The sequence below is a fragment of the Micromonospora sp. NPDC004540 genome (genome assembly GCF_040610095.1).
Lineage (GTDB): Bacteria > Actinomycetota > Actinomycetes > Mycobacteriales > Micromonosporaceae > Micromonospora.
Map to the genome: position 1 here is coordinate 72,768 of NZ_JBEXLR010000010.1, position 18,332 is coordinate 91,099.

Annotated in this window: 21 protein-coding genes; 9 read left to right on the plus strand and 12 right to left on the minus strand. The window is 73.6% G+C overall.

Annotated features, from left to right (window positions below):
* Window positions 1-5 precede the first annotated feature (5 nt).
* Window positions 6-803: an alpha/beta hydrolase gene (locus ABZV78_RS05765; protein WP_355635641.1), complete on the minus strand. Its 798-nt coding sequence runs from the start codon at window positions 801-803 to the stop codon at window positions 6-8.
* Between the two features lie 111 nt (window positions 804-914).
* On the opposite strand from ABZV78_RS05765, the gene ABZV78_RS05770 reads away from it, so the two are divergent.
* The 5 genes from ABZV78_RS05770 to ABZV78_RS05790 all read left to right on the plus strand — a co-directional run bounded on the left by ABZV78_RS05770 (window position 915) and on the right by ABZV78_RS05790 (window position 4,214).
* Window positions 915-1,526, plus strand: coding sequence for a helix-turn-helix transcriptional regulator (locus tag ABZV78_RS05770; protein ID WP_355635643.1), 612 nt, complete (start codon window positions 915-917; stop codon window positions 1,524-1,526).
* Complete coding sequence (locus ABZV78_RS05775) at window positions 1,523-2,188, plus strand: hypothetical protein (RefSeq protein ID WP_355635645.1); 666 nt, start codon at window positions 1,523-1,525, stop codon at window positions 2,186-2,188. The genes ABZV78_RS05770 and ABZV78_RS05775 overlap by 4 nt, the downstream gene beginning before the upstream one ends.
* Before the next feature lie 72 nt (window positions 2,189-2,260).
* Window positions 2,261-2,581, plus strand: a complete 321-nt coding sequence (locus tag ABZV78_RS05780) for a DUF2516 family protein (protein WP_355635647.1) — start codon at window positions 2,261-2,263, stop codon at window positions 2,579-2,581.
* Window positions 2,578-3,465 carry an alpha/beta hydrolase gene (locus tag ABZV78_RS05785; protein ID WP_355635649.1) on the plus strand — a complete coding sequence of 296 codons (888 nt, stop codon included), beginning with the start codon at window positions 2,578-2,580 and terminating at the stop codon, window positions 3,463-3,465. Before ABZV78_RS05780 ends, ABZV78_RS05785 begins: the two co-directional genes overlap by 4 nt.
* Window positions 3,466-3,476: 11 nt before the next feature.
* Complete coding sequence (locus ABZV78_RS05790; RefSeq protein ID WP_355635651.1) at window positions 3,477-4,214, plus strand: alanyl-tRNA editing protein; 738 nt, start codon at window positions 3,477-3,479, stop codon at window positions 4,212-4,214.
* Between the two features lie 7 nt (window positions 4,215-4,221).
* Here ABZV78_RS05790 and ABZV78_RS05795 read toward each other — a convergent pair whose 3' ends face one another.
* Window positions 4,222-4,893 carry a nucleotidyltransferase domain-containing protein gene (locus ABZV78_RS05795; protein ID WP_355635703.1) on the minus strand — a complete coding sequence of 224 codons (672 nt, stop codon included), beginning with the start codon at window positions 4,891-4,893 and terminating at the stop codon, window positions 4,222-4,224.
* A 76-nt stretch (window positions 4,894-4,969) separates the two neighbouring features.
* Here ABZV78_RS05795 and ABZV78_RS05800 point away from each other — a divergent pair, with 76 nt between their 5' ends.
* The gene (locus ABZV78_RS05800; RefSeq protein ID WP_355635653.1) at window positions 4,970-5,884 is read left to right on the plus strand and encodes an SDR family oxidoreductase; all 915 of its coding nucleotides are present in this window, start codon (window positions 4,970-4,972) and stop codon (window positions 5,882-5,884) included.
* On the opposite strand, the gene ABZV78_RS05805 is transcribed toward ABZV78_RS05800, so the two are convergent.
* Entirely contained in the window at window positions 5,875-6,876 is a 1,002-nt protein-coding gene (locus ABZV78_RS05805; protein WP_355635655.1) for a WYL domain-containing protein, read from the minus strand. The genes ABZV78_RS05800 and ABZV78_RS05805 overlap by 10 nt on opposite strands.
* Before the next feature lie 37 nt (window positions 6,877-6,913).
* Here ABZV78_RS05805 and ABZV78_RS05810 point away from each other — a divergent pair, with 37 nt between their 5' ends.
* On the plus strand, window positions 6,914-7,708 hold the full coding sequence (locus tag ABZV78_RS05810; protein ID WP_355635657.1) for an EI24 domain-containing protein: 795 nt from the start codon (window positions 6,914-6,916) through the stop codon (window positions 7,706-7,708).
* 1 nt (window position 7,709) lies between these two features.
* A complete protein-coding gene (locus ABZV78_RS05815) occupies window positions 7,710-8,225 on the plus strand; it encodes an O-acetyl-ADP-ribose deacetylase (protein WP_355635659.1) in 516 nt (171 codons plus the stop codon).
* On the opposite strand, the gene ABZV78_RS05820 is transcribed toward ABZV78_RS05815, so the two are convergent.
* The 8 genes from ABZV78_RS05820 to ABZV78_RS05855 form a co-directional block, all read right to left on the minus strand.
* Complete coding sequence (locus ABZV78_RS05820; protein WP_355635661.1) at window positions 8,222-9,127, minus strand: GNAT family N-acetyltransferase; 906 nt, start codon at window positions 9,125-9,127, stop codon at window positions 8,222-8,224. The two genes, ABZV78_RS05815 and ABZV78_RS05820, sit on opposite strands and share 4 nt — an antisense overlap.
* A gap of 41 nt (window positions 9,128-9,168) precedes the next feature.
* A complete protein-coding gene (locus tag ABZV78_RS05825; RefSeq protein ID WP_355635705.1) occupies window positions 9,169-9,588 on the minus strand; it encodes a RidA family protein in 420 nt (139 codons plus the stop codon).
* Between the two features lie 79 nt (window positions 9,589-9,667).
* A complete protein-coding gene (locus ABZV78_RS05830) occupies window positions 9,668-10,675 on the minus strand; it encodes a LacI family DNA-binding transcriptional regulator (RefSeq protein WP_355635663.1) in 1,008 nt (335 codons plus the stop codon).
* Window positions 10,676-10,694: 19 nt separating this feature from the next.
* Window positions 10,695-12,062, minus strand: a complete 1,368-nt coding sequence (locus tag ABZV78_RS05835; RefSeq protein WP_355635664.1) for a GH1 family beta-glucosidase — start codon at window positions 12,060-12,062, stop codon at window positions 10,695-10,697.
* Window positions 12,059-12,892, minus strand: a complete 834-nt coding sequence (locus tag ABZV78_RS05840; protein ID WP_355635666.1) for a carbohydrate ABC transporter permease — start codon at window positions 12,890-12,892, stop codon at window positions 12,059-12,061. The genes ABZV78_RS05835 and ABZV78_RS05840 overlap by 4 nt, the downstream gene beginning before the upstream one ends.
* A complete protein-coding gene (locus tag ABZV78_RS05845; RefSeq protein ID WP_355635668.1) occupies window positions 12,892-13,878 on the minus strand; it encodes a sugar ABC transporter permease in 987 nt (328 codons plus the stop codon). The genes ABZV78_RS05840 and ABZV78_RS05845 overlap by 1 nt, the downstream gene beginning before the upstream one ends.
* Window positions 13,879-13,946: 68 nt before the next feature.
* Window positions 13,947-15,257 (minus strand): extracellular solute-binding protein, encoded by a 1,311-nt coding sequence (locus ABZV78_RS05850; protein WP_355635670.1) that lies wholly within the window; start codon window positions 15,255-15,257, stop codon window positions 13,947-13,949.
* A 199-nt stretch (window positions 15,258-15,456) separates the two neighbouring features.
* A complete protein-coding gene (locus ABZV78_RS05855; RefSeq protein ID WP_355635672.1) occupies window positions 15,457-16,212 on the minus strand; it encodes a maleylpyruvate isomerase family mycothiol-dependent enzyme in 756 nt (251 codons plus the stop codon).
* 70 nt (window positions 16,213-16,282) lie between these two features.
* Between ABZV78_RS05855 and ABZV78_RS05860 the strand changes: the two genes are divergently transcribed.
* Window positions 16,283-17,374, plus strand: a complete 1,092-nt coding sequence (locus tag ABZV78_RS05860; protein ID WP_355635673.1) for a UDP-N-acetylmuramate dehydrogenase — start codon at window positions 16,283-16,285, stop codon at window positions 17,372-17,374.
* A 153-nt stretch (window positions 17,375-17,527) separates the two neighbouring features.
* Here the strand turns inward: ABZV78_RS05860 and ABZV78_RS05865 are convergent, their stop codons facing one another.
* The gene (locus ABZV78_RS05865) at window positions 17,528-18,310 is read right to left on the minus strand and encodes a class I SAM-dependent methyltransferase (protein WP_355635675.1); all 783 of its coding nucleotides are present in this window, start codon (window positions 18,308-18,310) and stop codon (window positions 17,528-17,530) included.
* Between the last annotated feature and the right edge of the window lie 22 nt (window positions 18,311-18,332).

Below are 18,332 nucleotides of genomic sequence, written 5' to 3' on the forward strand. Positions count from 1 at the left end.
CGTCCTCAGGGGAGGAAGTCGAGCAGCGCGGCGTTGACCGGCTCGGGGCGTTCCAGCGGCAGCAGGTGACCGGCGTCCGGCACGTCCGGCAGCCGCACGCCGCGCGGGGCCTCGGCGGCGATCCGGTCGGCCAGCCGGCGGATGTCGGCCAGGTCGTCCGCGCCCGCGCCGGTCAGCACCGGCATCGGCAGCTCGGCCAGCCGGTCGATCGCCGGCGGGTCGAGCTCGCCGGCCTCGACCGCGCTGAGTGCCTGCTCGGCGGCGAGCGCCCGGCGGTCCATCTCCTCGGCGAACCGGATCAGTTCCGGGTCGACGTCGGCCGGCTGGCGGGTCGGGCCGACCACCCAGAACCGCACCTCGCCGGCCGCGGTCGCGGCGAAGTCCTCCGGGTCCACGTCGCCGACCAGCTCCTCCCAGAGCCGCTCGGTCTCCTCGGACCACTCGTTGCCGGAGACCGGGGCGCCGAAGAGGGCCAGCGCGGCCACCCGCTCCGGGTACGCCAGCGCGGTGTCCACCGCGACCTTGCCGCCGAACGAGCAGCCCACCAGCGCGGCCTGCGTCACGCCCAACGCGTCGAGCAGCCCGATCACGTCGTCGTGGTGGGCGAACGCGGCGGGCGGCAGCTCGGAGTCGCCGTAGCCGCGCAGGTCGACGGCGATGACCCGGTGCCGGGCGGCGAGCGCGGGCAGCTGGTTCCGCCACATCCGCCGGTCGGCGATGCCCGCGTGCAGCAGCACCACCGGGCTGCCGCTGCCGGCCTCGTCGTACGCGAGCGAGGCGCCGTTCACTTCGATCTTGGCCACGGGGGCACCGTACGGACCGGACACCCGTCGCGCAACCGGCCATCGGTGACCTCGCTAACTCTGGCTAGCACTTTGCTTGCAGCAGCTAGCAGCACGGGCTAGCGTGGAGTCATGGCCACCAGCAAGGACCTACCCGACGTCGGCGGGTTCATTCGCGACCTGCGCCGCAACGCGAAGATCTCGCTGCGCCAGCTCGCCGAGCAGGCCGGCGTCAGCAACCCGTACCTGAGCCAGATCGAGCGCGGTCTGCGCAAGCCGAGCGCCGAGGTGCTCCAGCAGCTCGCCAGCGCGCTGCGCGTCTCGACCCCGGCCATGTACCTGCGGGCCGGGCTGCTGGACGACAAGGAGGGGCAGGGCGTGCTCGCGGCGATCGCCGTCGACGCCGAGCTGACCATGGCCCAGAAGCAGTCGCTCACCCAGATCTACGAGACGTTCCGCCGGGAGAACGCGCGCCTCGCCGAGGCGACGGCCGCGGCCCAGGCGGCCACCGAACCGACGCCGCCGACCGAGCCGGCCACCGCGCCGGAGGCCCCCGCCACCGTCGCGCCGGCCGCGACCGGCCCCACGACGCCGGACGGCACGCCGACCGAGGCGGTCCTCGAGTCGGTCGCCGTCACCGAGGCGGGCCCGGCGCCCGCCCCGACCACCGCCGTCCCCCAGAAGAAGACCGCCCGCAGGGTGGTCCGGAAGGCCGCCGGTGCGGCCGAAGAGGAGCAGTCATGACCCAGCCGAAGACCAACCGCATCCCGGCCCCCGTCTACGCCGCCGCCGGCGCCGGCGAGCTCGCCCTCCAGCAGCTGCGCAAGCTGCCCACCGTGGTCGGTGGCCTCGGCACCCGGGTCGTCGCCGACCTCGGTGGCAAGGCCGTCCTCACCGGGTTCGAGCTGCGCCAGAAGGCGACCGAGACGCTGAAGACCGCCAACCTGACCGCGACCGGGCTGCGGGAGAAGGCCGGCTCGGCCGACCTCGACCTGGAGAAGCTGCGCGAGGCCGCCAACCTGGACAAGCTCCGGGAGGCCGCCAACCTGGACAAGCTGCGCGAGGCCGCCGGCCGCAACGCCGCCGCCGTGCTGGCCGGCGCGCAGGCCGCGCAGGAGCGCGCGCTCGCCGCGTACGCCGAGCTGGTCGCCCGCGGTGAGCGGGTCGTCGGCGCGGGCGTGCTGGAGGCCGCCGACACGGTGAACGCCGACATCGAGGCGACCGAGGCCGACACCACCCCGGCCGCGCCCGCCCAGGTGCCGACCCCGGCCGAGGTGGCCGAGGTCGTCGAGGCCAAGCCCGCCGCGGTGAAGCGGACCCGGGCCAAGGCGACCGTCGCCAAGCCCGCCACCCCGTCGGCGAAGCTGCCGAAGACCACGAAGCGGACCCGCCCGGCCGCCGAGTGAGTCGAAGCTGGACCGAGACCCCGGACAGCGTCCTGTCGGACGTTTCCGGGGTCTCGGCATAAGCTTGCCGACATGGCCACTGCCGCGCCGCTCTTCTTCGACGACGTCCGCCTCGTGATCGAGTTGATCCTGCTCGTCTTCGCCCTCGTCATCGAGGCCGTCTCCCTGGTGCACGCGATCACTCAGCGGTCCGACGCGTTCGCCGCGATCGGCACGCTGCCCAAGGGCGGGTGGATCGCCATCCTGTTGGTCTGCATGCTGCTCACCCTGCTCGGTGTCGGCGGGGGCGTGATCAGCATCTTCGGTCTGATCGGTATCGCCGCGGCCCTGATCTACCTGCTGGACGTCCGGGTCGGGCTGCGCGACCTGCACGACGGCCGGGGCTTCTGGTGAGAGGTTTCCGCTGGCCCCCGCCGCCGGACGGCGGCCCCCGCACCTGGGGTCCCGGGCCCGGCGCGCCCCGCACCGGCCGGCCGGCCCTACCCGAGCCGGAGACCGAACTGGTCACCACCCCGCACGGCGTACGGCTGGAGCGGCTGGTCACCGGCACCGGTGACCCGGTGACCGTGTTCGCGCACGGGCTGGGCAACGGCATCGCCACCACCCGCCCCTTCGGCAGCGGCGTCACCGGCCGGCGGCTCTTCTTCCAGTTCCGCGGGCACGGCCGCTCCGACTCGCCGCCCGGACCGTGGAGCTACCTCGACCTGGCCCGTGACCTGCGCGCCGTCGCCGATCTCGGCGGCGCCACCCGGGCCTTCGGGGCCAGCCTCGGCGCGGGCGCGCTCTGCCGGCTGCTGGTCGAGAGCCCGGAACGCTTCGAGAAGCTGGTCTTCTTCCTGCCGGCCGTGCTGGACACCCCGCGCGGCGAGGTGGCCCGGACCCGGCTCACCGACCTGCTCGACGCCGTGGCCGACGGGGACGCCTCCGCGCTGGCCGACGTGGTGTCGCTGGAGCTGCCGCCCTCGGTGCGCAACACCCCGGCCGGCTGGGCCTACCTGCGGCAGCGGCTCGACCAGCTGCTCCGCGACGGGCTCGCGCCGGGCCTGGCCGGCCTGCCCGAGCAGGCCCCGCTGCGCGACGCCAAGGTGCTCGCCGGGGTCACCGCGCCGGCCCTGGTGATCGGCTGCGCGGGCGACGACCTGCACCCGGTGGCCGTCGCCGAGCAGTTGGCCGCCGCGCTGCCCCGGGCCACCCTGCACGTCTACGACCGGCCGGGCGTGCTCTGGACGGAACGCGCCGACCTGCGGGAGCGGATCTCGACGTTCCTCAACGGGTAACGTCGTCGGGCATGGGCGTCACACACCACGGCCGTACGCACCGCCTCGACCTCGCCGACCCCACCCTGCGGGAGTGGGCGTGCACGGTGCTGGCGGCCGATCCCGAGCAGGGCATCGTGCTGGACCGGTCGGCCTTCTACCCGGGCGGCGGCGGGCAGCCGCCGGACCACGGGGTGCTGCTCTGGCAGGGCGTGCAAACCCGGATCGTGGGCAGCCGCAAGGGCGACGACCTCTGGCTCGTCCCGGCCGAGGGTGACCCGCTGCCACCGGTCGGCACCGCCGTGACCGGCGCGATCGAGGACACCCGGCGCACCATGCTGATGCGTACCCACTCCGGCCTGCACGTGCTCTGCGGCGTGGTGTTCCGCGACTTCGGCGCGCTGGTCACCGGCGGCAACATGGAGCCGGGCGAGGCCCGGATGGACTTCAACCTCCCCGAGGTGCCGCCGGACTTCAAGGCCCGAATCGAGGAGCTGGTCAACGCCGAGGTGGCCGCGGACCGGTCGGTCGCCGTCCGGGTGCTGCCCCGGGCGGAGGCGCTGGCCCTGCCGGACATCATCCGTACCCAGTCCAACCTGATCCCGCCGGACGAGCAGGAGGTGCGGATCGTGGACATCGTCGGGCTGGACGTGCAGGCCGACGGTGGCACCCACGTCGCCTCCACCGCCCAGATCGGCAAGGTCCAGGTGGTCAAGGTGGAGAGCAAGGGCCGGGCCAACCGCCGGGTACGCGTCCGCCTGGTCGACTGAGGCCGGGTCAGCGCGGCAGGTGGGCCGCCCGGACGTCGAGCAGCCACCGTTCCACGGTGTCCTCGTCCGGGCGCTCCGGCAGTGGCGTGCGGATCCGGTCGAAGTCCCGCTCGGCCGCCGCCACCAGGGCCTCCGCCTCGGCCAGCGCACCGCCGGCCACCCGCTCGCCGAACGCCCGGAACCACTCCGGGTCGGCCAGCCGGATCTCCAGCACGCCGGTCGCGTAGAGCACCCGGCCCTGGTGCAGCAGGCGGGCCAGGTGCCGGGCGTGCTTCGCGGACCGCCGCCGACCCCCGACTGAGGAGTCCCGGGCCGTCAGCTTGCGGAACTGCTGGCTCGCGTAGCCGAGGTAGGCGTCCCGCACCCGGGGCGCGCTGAGGAACGCCGCGCGGATGCCGATCAGCCGCTCGCCGAACTCCGTTCGGGTCTCGTAGCACTCGTCGGGCAGCCACATCAGCTCGGTGGCGGTCGGGTTCCCGCTCAGCGCCAGGCGGGCGTACTTCGCGCACTCGTGCAGGGTCACGTCCGGACCGGTCGTCACCACGGACTCGCGCGGTGGGTGCAGGCCGTGGAAGGCGACCGTGGGCGCGGCGAAGACGCCGATCCGGTCCACGTCCGAGTCCGGCCCGGCCAGCCCGTACGCGACCGAGCCGACGATCCCGGAGAGCAGCAGGTGCATGCCGGTCATGATGGCTGATCGGGATCATCCGGGAAACCGGACTTCCGCTGTCAGGTATCGGTGCCACGGTGGTGCCATGACCACACCGCTGACAGGGAAGATCGCGCTCGTCGCCGGCGCGACCCGGGGCGCCGGGCGGCAGATCGCCGTCCAGCTCGGCGCCGCCGGGGCCACCGTCTACGTCACCGGACGCTCCACCCGGGAGCGCCGCTCCGAGATGGGCCGGCCGGAGACCATCGAGGAGACCGCCGAGCTGGTTACCGCGGCCGGCGGCACCGGCGTCGCCGTCGCCGTCGACCACCTGGACCCCGAGCAGGTCCGCCGCCTCGTCGCGCGGATCGACGCCGAACAGGGCCGCCTGGACGTGCTGGTCAACGACATCTGGGGCGCCGACCCGCTGATCACCTGGGAGAAGCCGGTCTGGGAGCAGCCCCTGGACGCCGGCTTCCGCACCCTGCGGCTGGCCGTCGACACCCACATCATCACCAGCCACTTCGCCCTGCCGCTGCTGATCCGCAACCCCGGTGGCCTGGTGGTCGAGATCGGCGACGGGACCAAGGAGTACAACGACACCGAGTACCGGCTCTCGGTCTTCTACGACCTGGCCAAGGTGTCGGTGAACCGGCTCGCCTTCAGCCAGGCGCACGAACTGGCGCCGCACGGCGCCACGGCGGTCGCCCTCACCCCCGGCTGGCTGCGCTCGGAGGCGATGCTGGAGCACTTCGGCGTCACCGAGGCCACCTGGCGCGACGGTGCCGCGAAGGACCCGCACTTCGTCATGTCGGAGACGCCGGCCTTCGTCGGGCGCGCGGTGGCCGCCCTGGCCGCCGACCCGGACCGGGCCCGCTGGAACGGCGCCTCCACCGACGCCGGCAGCCTCGCCCAGGTGTACGGCTTCACCGACCTCGACGGCACCCGCCCGCACTTTCTCCGCTACCACGAAGAGGTGATCAAGGCCGGTAAGCCGGCGGACGACACCGGCTACCGCTGACCGGCGTCCGGCCCGTCCGCGCCGTCCGCGTAGAGCGCGGCCGCGCGGCGGGCCGCCGCGGCGAAGCGGGCGCGCAGCTCGGGCGGGTCGAGCACCTCCACCTCGGGGCCGAGCGCCAGCAGCTGGGCGTACGCCACCTCGACCGACTCGACGGGCAGCCGGAGCACCACCCGGCCCTGCCCGTCGGGCGGGCCGGCGGCGGCGACCGCCTCGGCGTAGACGAACGGCGCGTCGGCCAGGTGCCGCAGCGCCCGCAGGCCGGCCGGGCTGAGCCGCACGGTGACCTCGGCCCGGAGCATGTCGCGCAGGAACGCCTCGGCCTGCTCCCGCCAGTACGCCCCGAGGTCGAAGCCCTCGTCCCGGACGAAGCTCTCCCCACCCACCTCGACGCCGACCACCCGGTCCACCCGGTACGTCCGCCACCCGTCGCCGACCCGCCCGACCAGGTACCAGACGCCGTTCTTCAGCACCAGCCCGTACGGGGCGACCGCGCGGGTCACCTCCCGGTCGCCGCGCCGGTAGCGCAGCTCGACCAGCCGGTCCTGCCAGACCGCCCGAGCCAGCTCGGCCAGCCACGGCGGCGGGCCGGACTCCCGGAACCAGCCCGGCACGTCCAGGTGGAACCGCTGGCCGGTACGGGCCGGCGCGTTCCGCAGGCTCGGCGGCAGCGCGGCGAGCACCTTCAGCTCGGCGGCGGCCACCGCGTCGGCCAGCCCCATGTCGCCGGCCGGGCCGGGCAGCCCGGCCAGGAAGAGCGCCTCCGCCTCGTCCCGGGTCAGCCCGGTGAGCCGGGTCCGGTAGCCGCCGAGCAGCCGGTAGCCGCCGGTTCGGCCGCGGTCGGCGTACACCGGCACCCCGGCCGCGGAGAGCGCCAGCACGTCCCGGTAGACGGTGCGTTCGGAGACCTCCAGCTCGCGGGCCAGCTCGGTGGCGGTCATCGTCTCCCGCGACTGGAGCAGCAGGATCAGCGAAATGAGCCGGGACGCGCGCACCAGCCCATTGTGCGCGCGGCCGTTAGGCTCCCTGATCGTGGACGCACCCCGCCTCGCCGCGCCCGTGACCGGCGCCGTCACCCGTTTCCTCAGCGGCGCCGGCCTGCTGCTGCGTGGCCTCGGCCTTTACTTCCGCAGCCCCGGCCTGATGCTGCTCGGGATCGTGCCGGCGCTGATCTCCGGCGCGCTCTTCGCGGCCCTGTTCGCCACCCTGCTGTACTTCGTGGACGACCTGGCCGCGCTGGTCACCCCGTTCGCGGACGACTGGTCGGAGACCTGGCGGAGCATCGTCCGGGTGGTGGCCGGGCTGGCCGTCGTCGGGCTGGCCGGCCTGCTCGGCGTGCTCACGTTCACGGCGGTCACCCTGGCCGTCGGCGACCCGTTCTACGAGAAGATCTCCGAGCGGGTGGAGGACCGCCTCGGCGGCACACCGGGCGCGATCGAGGTGCCGTTCTGGGCCTCGCTGCGGCGCAGCATCCTCGACTCGCTGCGCCTGGTGGCCATCTCCGCGCTGGTCGGCGTACCCCTGTTCGTGGCCGGTTTCATCCCGGTGGTCGGGCAGACGGTGGTCCCCGTGGTCGGCGCCCTGGTGGGGGGCTGGTTCCTCGCCCTGGAACTGGTCGGCGCGCCGTTCTACCGGCGCGGCATGCGGCTGCCGGAGCGGCGGTCGTTGCTCAGGGCGGACCGGCCGACCACCCTGGGCTTCGGGGTGGCGGTCTTCCTCTGCTTCCTGATCCCGCTCGGCGCGGTGCTGGTCATGCCGGCCGCCGTGGCCGGGGCCACCCTGCTGGCCCGCCGGTCGCTCGGGCAGTCCGTCGTCGAGGAGGGGTGACATGGAGACCGTCCTGATCGAGGGTGACATCACCGCGCAGCAGGTCGACGCGATCGTCAACGCGGCCAACTCCTCGCTGCTCGGCGGCGGGGGAGTGGACGGCGCGATCCACCGGAAGGGCGGGCCGGCCATCCTGGAGGAGTGCCGGGCGCTGCGCGCCTCCCGCTACGGCCGGGGCCTGCCCACCGGCCAGGCGGTCGCCACCACCGCCGGCAACCTGCCGGCCCGCTGGGTGGTGCACACCGTCGGGCCGGTCTTCTCCCCGCGCGAGGACCGGTCGGCGCTGCTGCGCGACTGCTACGCGAACAGCCTCCGGGTCGCCGACGACCTGGGCGCGCTGAGCGTCGCCTTCCCGCTGGTCTCCGCCGGCGTCTACGGCTGGCCGGTCGAGGACGCGGTGGCCCAGGCGCTGGCCGTGCTGCACGCGGCCACCCCGGTCAACGTCACCGAGGCCCGGCTCGTGCTGTTCGGCGCGGACACCTACGCGGCCGCCGTCCGGGTCGCCGCCGGGCGCTAGGCGAGGTCGCGCACGCAGGACCACTGGCTGCCGACCGGCCGGTAGCCGAGCCGGGCGTTGATCGCCAGCATCGGGGCGTTCGCCTCGTCATTCGAGGTGTACGCGGTGCGTACCCCGGACGTCGCGGCCCGGTGCAGCGCGGCCTGCTTCGCCAGCCGGGCCAGCCCCCGGCCCCGGTGCCCGGGGACGGTGCCGGTGAAGTCCGACCACATCCGGTCGCCGTCCCGCTTCACCAGGCTGACGGCGACCAACCTGCCGTCCACCTCGGCCAGCGTGCTGGCGTCCCGGTCCAGCCCCAGGTTGTCCCAGACCTCGTGACGCCAGAGGTCGTAGCCCAGCGCGTCGGTCGGGACGTCGCCCGGCTCGTCCAGCGACGACTCGGCGTCCACCCGGTGGACCTCGCGCGGGTCCACCCCGGCGGCCGGCAGCAGCCGTACGCCGGGCGGCGGCTCGGGCATCGGCGGCTCGGGCCGGAGGTCGAGAGCGGAGTAGCGCAGCTCCCGGCTGGGCGTGAAGCCGTGCCGGCGGGCGAACGGCAGCGACTCGGGCCGGGACCAGGTGAGCAGCCGCTTCGCGCCGAGGCCGCGCAGGTGGCCGAGCGCGGCGTCCAGGAGGGCCGTGCCGATTCCCCGGAGCCGGTGCGCCGGGTGGACGTGCAGCGTGGAAATCTCCCCGACGTTCGCCGCCGAGGTGGAAGTGTTCCGATACGCCGACACCCAGCCGACCACCTGCCCGTCCGCCTCCGCCACCCAGGCCGCCCAGTCCTCACCGGGCGGCGGCTGGGCGATCATGCGTCGGGTCGACTCGACGCCGCGCACCAGGTAGGGGTGGACGACGGTGCGCAGCGCCACGACGCCGGGCGCGTCCTCGGGGCGGGCGGGTCGGATCAGCTCGTCGGTCATTCGGCCGACCCTAGAGCGGTCGCCCGCCACCGGCGACGGGATTATCGGGGCGGGCGCTCGCCCACCTCGGCGCGGACCGCGGCGACCGCCTCGACCTCGACGAGCTGGTCCGGGTAGCCGAGCACGGCCACGCCGAGCAGGGTGCTGGGTGCATCGTGGTCGCCGAACGCGTCGCGGACGACCTGCCAGACGGACACCAGGTCGGTGCGGTCGCCGCTGGCCACGTAGACGGTGGTCCGGACGACGTCGGCGAGCCCGGCGCCGGCGGCGGCCAGCGCGGTCTCCAGGTTGGCCATCACCTGCCGGGCCTGGCCGGCCGGGTCGCCCGGCGCGACGGTCCGCCCCTCGGTGTCCAGCGGGCAGGCCCCGGCCGTGAAGATCAGCCGCGCGGGCGGCGCGAGCTCGGCCGCGTAGGCGTACTCGGCGACGTCGGAGAGCTGGGGCGCACGGATCAGGCGCACGATGCCGGTCACCGGGCGACCGTAGCGCCCAGGTGCCGCCGCCGCGACGGCTTAAGCGGGCCCACCGGCTCCGTTCCGCTCAGGCCGAGTCGCGCACCACCAGTTCGGTGGGGAGCAGCAGCGCCTGCTCGACCTGCTCGCCCGCGGCGATCCGGAGCAGTTGCCGGGTCATCGCCCGCCCCAGCTCCACTATCGGCTGCTTCACGGTGGTCAGCGGCGGCTCGGTGTAGGCCGCCGTCTCGATGTCGTCGAACCCGATCACCGCGACGTCGTCCGGCACCCGCCGGCCGGCCTCCCGCAGGGTGCGCAGCGCGGCGTGCGCCATCAGGTCGGACGCCGCGAACACCGCGTCCAGCTCCGGGTCGGCGGCGAGCAGTTGCCGCATGGCCGCGGTGCCGGACTCCCGGGTGAAGTCGCCGTACGCGACCAGCTCCGGCAGGCCGGCCGCGGCGACCGTCTCCCGGTAGCCGACCAGCCGCTCGATGCCGGCGACCATGTCCTGCGGCCCGGCGATGGTGGCGATCCGCCGCCGACCGTTCGCGATCAGGTGCCGGACCGCCTCGGCCACGCCGCCGACGTGGTCGACGTCGACGTACGGCACCTCGGCGCCGTCGAGCGGGCGACCGCTGCACACCACCGGGATGCCGAGCCGGGCCAGCCGGCCGGGGAGCGGGTCCTCGCCGTGCAGCGAGGCGAAGAGCACCCCGTCGACGTGCCGCCCGGTGGTGTACCGCTCGACCCGCTCGTGCCCGGCCGGCGAGCCGGCCAGCATCAGCACGAGCTGCTTGTCCGCCGCCTCCAGCTCCTGGGCCGCGCCGCGGATGATCCCCGGGAAGACCTGGTCGTCGGAGAAGACCCGGGTGGCCGCCTCGGGCAGGACCAGCGCGATCGAGTCGGTGCGCTGGGTGACCAGGCTGCGGGCGGCGAGGTTCGGGACGTACCCCAGTTCCTCGACCGCCCGGCGGACCGCCTGCTGGATCGACGCGGCGACGGTGGTGGAGCCGTTGACCACCCGGGAGACCGTGGCCCGGGACACGCCCGCGCGTTTGGCCACCGCTTCCAGGGTCGGTCGCTGTGCCGTTGTCATCCCCGTCACCACCACCTCGTCACAGCCCGTTGCGGGAGATCACCTCCTGGTACCAACGGGCGCTTTCCTTCGGTGTGCGCCGCTGGGTCAGGTAGTCGACGTGGACGATCCCGAACCGCTTCCGGTAGCCCTCGGCCCATTCGAAGTTGTCCAGCAACGACCATACGAGATAACCGCGCAGGTCGACCCCGCGGGCGACGGCGTCGTGCACGGCGCGCAGGTGCCCGTCGAGGTAGGCGACCCGGTCGGTGTCGGCCACCCGGCCGGTCCCGTCGGTGTTCCCGTCCGGGAACGCCGCGCCGTTCTCCGTGATGATCAAGGGCAGCCCCGGGTAGTCGCGGGCCACCCGTTCCAGCAACCGGGTGAGTCCGGCCGGCTCGATCATCCAGCCCATGTCGGTGAGCGGCCCGACCGGCGGCAGGAACTCGACGCCGCCCGCGGTGCCCGGGTACGCGCCGCTCCCGGCGCCGCCGGCCCGGCCGGCCACGTAGGTGGGCGCGTAGTAGTTGATCCCGAGCAGGTCGAGCGGCGCGGCGATCACCTTCTCGTCGCCGTCCCGGAGGAAGTCCGGCTCGACGGTCCGGCTCACCTGGGCCAGCACGTCGTCCGGGTAGCCGGCGCCGGTCAGCGGGTCCAGGAAGATCCGGTTCTGCAGGCCGTCGACCAGCCGCGCGGCGGCGGCGTCCGCCGCGCTGCCGGCGTCCGCCGGCCGGACGTCGGCCAGGTTGAGGGTGATCCCGACGACCTCCGCGCCGGCCGCGCGCAGCGCCCGGGCCGCCAGGCCGTGCCCGAGCAGCAGATGGTGTACGGCCCGGAAGGCCGCCCCCGCGTCCCGCCCGCCGGGCGCGTGCACCCCGTTGCCGTAGCCCAGGTACGCCGAGCACCACGGCTCGTTCAGCGTGGTCCAGGTGCGGACCCGGTCGCCGAGCCGCTGGTGCACGGCGAGCGCGTAGTCGGCGAAGTGCTCGGCGGTCTCCCGGACCGGCCAGCCGCCCCGGTCCTCCAGCGCCTGCGGCAGGTCCCAGTGGTAGAGCGTGACGAACGGGTCGATGCCCCGGTCGAGCAGGGTGTCCACGAGCCGGTCGTAGAAGTCCAGGCCGCGCGGGTTGACCGGGCCGGTGCCGTCGGGCCGGATCCGGGGCCAGGCGACCGAGAAGCGGTACGCCCGCAACCCCAGGTCCGCCATGAGGGCCACGTCCTCGGCGTACCGGTGGTAGTGGTCGCAGGCCACGTCGCCGGTGTGCCCCTGGAACACCTTCCCCGGCCTACGGCTGAAGGTGTCCCAGATGGACGGGCCGCGCCCGTCCTCGGAGACCGCGCCCTCGATCTGGTAGGCGGCGGTGGCCGCCCCCCAGACGAAGCCCTCGGGGAACCGCAGCGCGCTCACGCCTTCACCGCGCCTTCCATGATCCCGCCGATGATCTGGCGGCCGAACACGACGAACACCAGCAGCAGGGGCAGGGTGGCGATGGCCGTCCCGGTGAACACCTGCGACATGTCCTGGTAGTAGCCGTCGGACAGGGCCCGCAGCGACAGCTGCACGGTCGGGTTCTCCGGATCGTTGAGCACCGCGTACGGCCAGAGGAAGTCGTTCCAGGTGGTCATGAAGGTGAGCAGGCCGAGCACCGCGGCGGCCGGGCGCAGCGCGGGCAGCACCACGTTCCAGTAGATCCGCGCGGTGTTGCACCCGTCCATCCGGGCGGCCTCGATCAGCTCGGTGCTGACCGCCTGGCCGGCGTACTGGCGCATCATGAACACGCCGAAGCCGGTGACCAGGGCCGGCACGATGACCGCGGGCAGCCGGTCGTTCCAGTTCAGCTTCGTCATCAGCAGGTAGAGCGGGATCACCCCGAGTTGGGTGGGCACCATCATGGTGGCCACGATGACCAGCAGCAGGGCGTTGCGCCCGTGGAAGCGCAGCTTGGCGAAGGCGAACCCGGCCAGGGTGGAGAAGAACACCACGGAGACGGTGACCGTGCCGGCCACGATCGCCGAGTTGATCAGGCCGGTGAGGAAGTACGCGTCGGTGTTGGCGAACAGCCGGGCGATGTTGGCGCCGAGGTTGCCGCCCGGGGTGACCGGGGGCGGGACCTGGCCCATCGCGTCGCTGGTCCGGCTGGCCACCACGAACATCCAGTAGATCGGGAAGATCGACAGGACGGCGGTGAGGACCAGCGCCAGGTAGGTGAGCCGGCCGGCCGACCAGAGGCGGGTCATCAGGAGTCCTCCTTGCGCGCGCCGCCGCCGAGCCGGCGGAGGAGCAGGACGTTGACGGCCGCGACCACCGCGATGAGCGCGAAGAGCAGCCAGGCGATCGCCGAGCCGTAGCCGAAGTTGTAGTGCGGCGCGAAGGCGTTCTCGAACATGTACATGGTCACCGTCTGCGACTCGCGCAGCGGGCCGCCGCGGATCGCGTTCGTGCCGGAGTTGAACAGCCGGGGCTCGGTGAAGAGCTGGAGGCCGCCGATGGTGGAGATGATGACCGCGAAGATGATCGTCGGCTTGAGCAGCGGGACGGTGATCGACCAGAACTGCCGGGACCGGCCCGCGCCGTCGATCGCGGCGGACTCGTAGAGGTCGCGCGGGATGGCCTGCATGGCGGCCAGGAAGATCAGCGCGTTGTAGCCGGTCCACCGCCAGTCGACCATCGTGGAGATGGCCACCCAGGAGGCGAGCCGGTTGGCCTTCCAGTCGATCGCGTCGATCCCGACGTGGTCGAGCAGCCAGTTGATCATCCCGAAGTCGCGGCCGAACAGCACCGCGAAGACGATCGCCACCGCGGCGGTCGAGGTGACGTTCGGGATCAGCACCGCCATCCGCCAGGTGGTCCGGGCCCGGAGCTGCCGGTTGAGCAGGTTGGCCAGCCAGAGCGCGAGCAGCAGCTGCGGGACCGTGGAGATGACGAAGATGCCGAGGGTGTTGACCACCGAGTGCCAGAAGTCCGGGTCGGCCAGCAACTGGCTGTAGTTGTCGAGGCCGACGAACGGGTGCTCGGCGCCGAGCAGGTCCCAGTCGTGCAGCGAGACCCAGAAGGTGTAGGCCAGCGGGTAGACCCCGAAGACCCCGAAGAGCAGGAAGAACGGGGCGATGTAGAGGTAGGGCGAGTATTTCGTGTCGAACCGGCTGAGCCGGGCGCCCCGGGAGGGGCGGGTGGTGCCGGGTGCCGGTGCGACCGGCGGGCGGGCGTCGAGCTGGACTGCCATGGCCCGGGACTCCTTTCCGCCGTGCGGGCGGCACCCGTCACCGGGGCCGCCCGCACGCCTGGCTCGGGTTACTTGGCAGCGGCCTTCCTGGCGTTCTCGACCGCGTCGGTCCAGCCCTGCTCCGGGTTGCGCTTGCCCAGCTCCACGGTGCGGACGGCGTTCTCCACCTCGGTGCGGACGGCCTGGTTCTTCGGTCCCATGTAGACCGGCTTCAGGCCCGTGGCGCCGGCAGCGAAGATCTTGCCGACCGGGGCCGCCGAGAAGTACGCGTTCGTCGAGTCGACGATCGCCGGGTCGGCCAGCGCCTGCGGCGAGGAGGGCAGCGGGCCCTTGGCCTTGAACGCGCCGATCTGGCCCTTGGCGCTGGTCAGAAACTTCGCCAGCTCGATCGCCTCGGCCTGATGCTTGCCCTGCTTCGGCACCGCGAGGAACGAGCCGCCCCAGTTGCCGCCGTTGCCGGGGACCTGGGCGATGTCCCACTTGCCCTTGGCGCCCGGTCCGGCGTTGCCCTCGATGACCCCGGTCATCCAGGCCGGGCAGGCAATGGTGGCGAACTTCGACTGCTTGAACGCGGAGACCCACTCGTCCGACCACGACCCGTACCGGCCCGACAGGCCGGAGTCGATGATGTCCATCGTGGTGTCGTACGCCTGCCGGACCGCCGGGTTGCTGTCGACGACCAGCTTGTCGCCGGTGTCGTAGTAGCTGTAGCCGGTGCTGTTGCCGGCGGTCTGGAGCAGGATGGTGTTGAACGTGTTGGTCGCCGCGTCGAGGAACGAGGCACCGGTGTTCTTCGCCTTGAACTGCTCGCCGACCTTGATGTAGTCCGCCCAGGTGGGCCAGAGCTTCGAGACCGCCTCCCGGTCGGTGGGCAGACCGGCCTTGGCGAACAGGTCCTTGCGATAGCACATGGCCATGCCGCCGACGTCGGTGCCGAGGCCGATGAGCTGCTTGCCGTCGGCGGTGAGCCCCTGGTTCCACTTCCAGTCCAGGAAGTTGCCCTTCAGGTCGGCGGCGCCGTGGTCCAGCAGGTTGACGAAGTTCTGCGGGTTGGCCTTGTACTCGACCAGCAGCCCCTCCTCGATGGCGACGATGTCGCCCGCGCCCTTGCCCGCCGCGAGCCACTGGGTGAGCTTCGGCGAGTACTCGTCCAGGTTGCTGCCGGTGCCCCGCTCGACGATCTTCACGCCGGGGTGGCTGGCCATGTACTCCTTGTAGAGCTCCTCGTAGCCGAACTGGCCGAAGACGTCGACGGTGAGCGTGACCGGGCCATCGCTGGCGGCCTCGTCGTCACCGCCCCCGCAGGCGGTGGCGCCCAGCAGCGCGGTGGTGGCGACCAGGGCCACCGCGGCCAGGCGGCGACGCGTGAAGGTGACCATCTCTTATCTGACCCCTCTAGGTGTATCGGGTGGTGGTGGATGGTTCCGGTACTGAGAGAGCGCTCTCACGACAGGGTGGTGGCTCCCCCCGGGCCTGTCAAGAGAGCGCTCTCAGAGCGTCCGGAAAAAGGCGGAGAGTGGCGCTCCGGTGGGAAACGCCGCTCTCCGCCTGATGTCCCCGAGACCCCCCCCGGCGGGGTCAGCCCACCCGCAACCCGTCGAGCAGGCGACGGTCGCCGGCCACCCCGAGGGCGTCGAAGCTGATCCGGCCCATCACGGCCAGCAGCAGGTCGCTCGCGGTGCCGGTGGCCTGCGCGCGGGCGTGGTGCTCGTCGTGGTCGAGGATCGTCGCGGTGTCCAGCAGGGCGATCCCCTCGCCGCGCAGCCGCAGGTACCACTCCTGGGCGGCGTCGGTGGCGGTCAGCTGGACCACCCCGTGCCACTGCCCGGGCTGGATCCGCCGGCCCGCCGGCAGCCAGGTGTCCAGCACCTCGCTCACCCCGTCGGCCGCGAGTTTGGCCTCGATCGGCTCACCCGCGCCGATGGCGAGCTGGGCGTCCCAGCGGTGCACCGCGGTCTCGTGCGCCATCCGGCGCGGCCAGAAGCCCGCCTTCTTGGGCTGCGGCGCGAAGTTCCACGCCGGGGCCTCCGGGTCCAGCCCCTCCAACAGCGTCACCAGCCGCTCGTACTCCTGGCCGTACCACTGGGCCGGGGTCAGGCCGGCCGGCGGCTCCGGGTCGTGCCGCTCCGGGCGGCTGGCCGTCCCGGCGGTCAGCACCGTGCGGGCCCAGGCGTAGACCCGGGTGAGGTGGAGGGCGAGGTCGGAGACCGTCCAGCCGGGACAGGACAGCACCGGTGTCTCGGGGGGTGCCTCCGCGACGGCGGCGGCGAAGGCGGGACCCTCCGTCCGCAACGCGCCGATCCAGAAGTCCTTCGTGCCGTGCAGTCTGCTCATCGCAATCCTCCCGGGGGTGACCGGGCCACCAGTGGGTGCCGCGGCTACCCCTCAGCCTAGGGTGAGAGGCGTGTCAGACGTCTACGCCGAACCGACGACCGGAGCCCACCCGACCGACCCGGCCACCCTGGCGCGCTACACCACGCTGCGCCTCGGCGGCCCGGCCGGGCGGCTGGAGATCGCGACCAGCGCCGACGAGCTGGTCCAGAAGGTGCGGGAGGCGGAGGCGCGGGAGCAGGCCGTCCTCCTGCTGGCCGGCGGCAGCAACGTGGTGATCGGCGACCAGGGTTTTCCCGGCACCGTCGTGCTGATCCGGTCCCGGGGGTTCCGGGTGGTCGCCGAGGACGCCGACACGGTCACCGTACGGGTCGAGGCCGGCGAGCCCTGGGACGACCTGGTCGCCGCCACCGTCGAGCGCGGCTGGTCGGGGCTGGAGTGCCTCTCCGGCATCCCCGGCTCGGCCGGCGCCACCCCGATCCAGAACGTCGGCGCGTACGGCCAGGAGGTGGCCGAGACGATCACCGCCGTCGACGCGTACGACCGGACCGAGGGCGCCGTGGTCCGGATCGCGGCGGCGGACTGCGGGTTCGCCTACCGGGGCAGCATCTTCAAGTACAGCGACCGCTGGGTGGTGCTCTCGGTCGACTTCCGGCTCACCCGCTCCCCGCACTCCGGCCCGGTGCGCTACGCCGAGCTGGCCCGTGCGCTCGGCGTCGAGGTGGGCGACCGGGTGCCGCTGGCCGACGCCCGGGCCACCGTGCGGCGGCTGCGCGCCGGCAAGGGCATGGTGCTCGACGCGCAGGACCCGGACACCTGGTCGGTGGGCTCGTTCTTCACCAACCCGGTGCTGGAGCGTGAGGCGTACGAGCTGTTCCGGGAGCGCGCCGCCGATCTGGGCGAGCCGCCGTCCTGGCCGTGCCCGGGGGACACGGTCAAGCTGAGCGCCGCCTGGCTGATCGACAGGGCCGGCTTCGGCAAGGGCTACACCGGCCCCGAGGGCGTCGCCATCTCCACCAAGCACACCCTGGCCCTGACCAACCGCACCGGCGCCGCGAGCACGGCCGCCCTGGTCGCCCTCGCCCGCGAGATCCGCGACGGCGTCCACACCCGCTTCGGCATCCCCCTCCACCCCGAACCCGTCCTGATCAACTGCGCGATCTAACCCCCCTCCTCTCCCCCTGGCCTGAGCCGCGGTGATCATGAAGTTAGCGGGGACAAATCGGCCATAAACTGCCGCTAACTTCATGATCAACGGTGATGGCGGCGGCCGGGTGCGGGCGCGGGAGTGCGGCCGGCGGGCGGGGCCGGGTGAGGGTCAGGTGGGGGCGATGGTGGGCCAGGGGAGGGTGAGTTCGCCCAGGCGCCAGCGGTGGGGGCGGTCGAGGACGGGCCAGCCGGACTGCTTCAGGGCGGCGACCGTTCTGGTCCAGCGGTCGCGGGGGCCGAACGGGGCGTAGCCGGCGGTGGCCTGCCAGGCGGCCGCCAGGGCCTCGATCAGGTCGTGGATGGGCTCACCGGGGACGTTGCGGTGGATGAGCGCCTTGGGCAGCCGCTCGGCGAGCTGCGCCGGGCTCTCCAGGGTGGTGAGTTTCGCGGCCAGGGTGAGCGTGCGCGGGCCGGTGGCGTCGAGCAGCACCCAGCCACCGAGCCGGCCCAGCTCGTCGCAGGTCCCCTCGACCAGCAGCCCGCCCGGCGCGAGCCGCCCGGTGACGGCACGCCAGGCGTCGGCCACCTCGCCCTCGTCGTACTGGCGCAGCACGTTGAACGCGCGGACCAGGGCGGGACGCAGCCCGGCCAGCTCGAAGCCGCCCCGGGCGAAGGTGAGCCCGGGCGGGTCGGCGGCCGGCTGGGCGGCGGCCACGCGTACCGGGTCGATCTCCAGCCCGACCACCCGCACGTCGGGGCGGACCGCGGCCGCGAGCCGGGCCCGCAGTTCGACCGCGGTGACCGGCGTGGCGCCGTAGCCCAGGTCCACCACGAGCGGGTCGGCGGCCGCGCGCAGCGCGTCGCCGCAGGTCGCGACGATCCATTTGTCCACCCGCCGGAGCCGGTTCGGATTCGTCGTCCCCCGGGTGACCACCCCGAGCGGCCGGGCCATCAGCACCCTCCCCGTTCGCGAC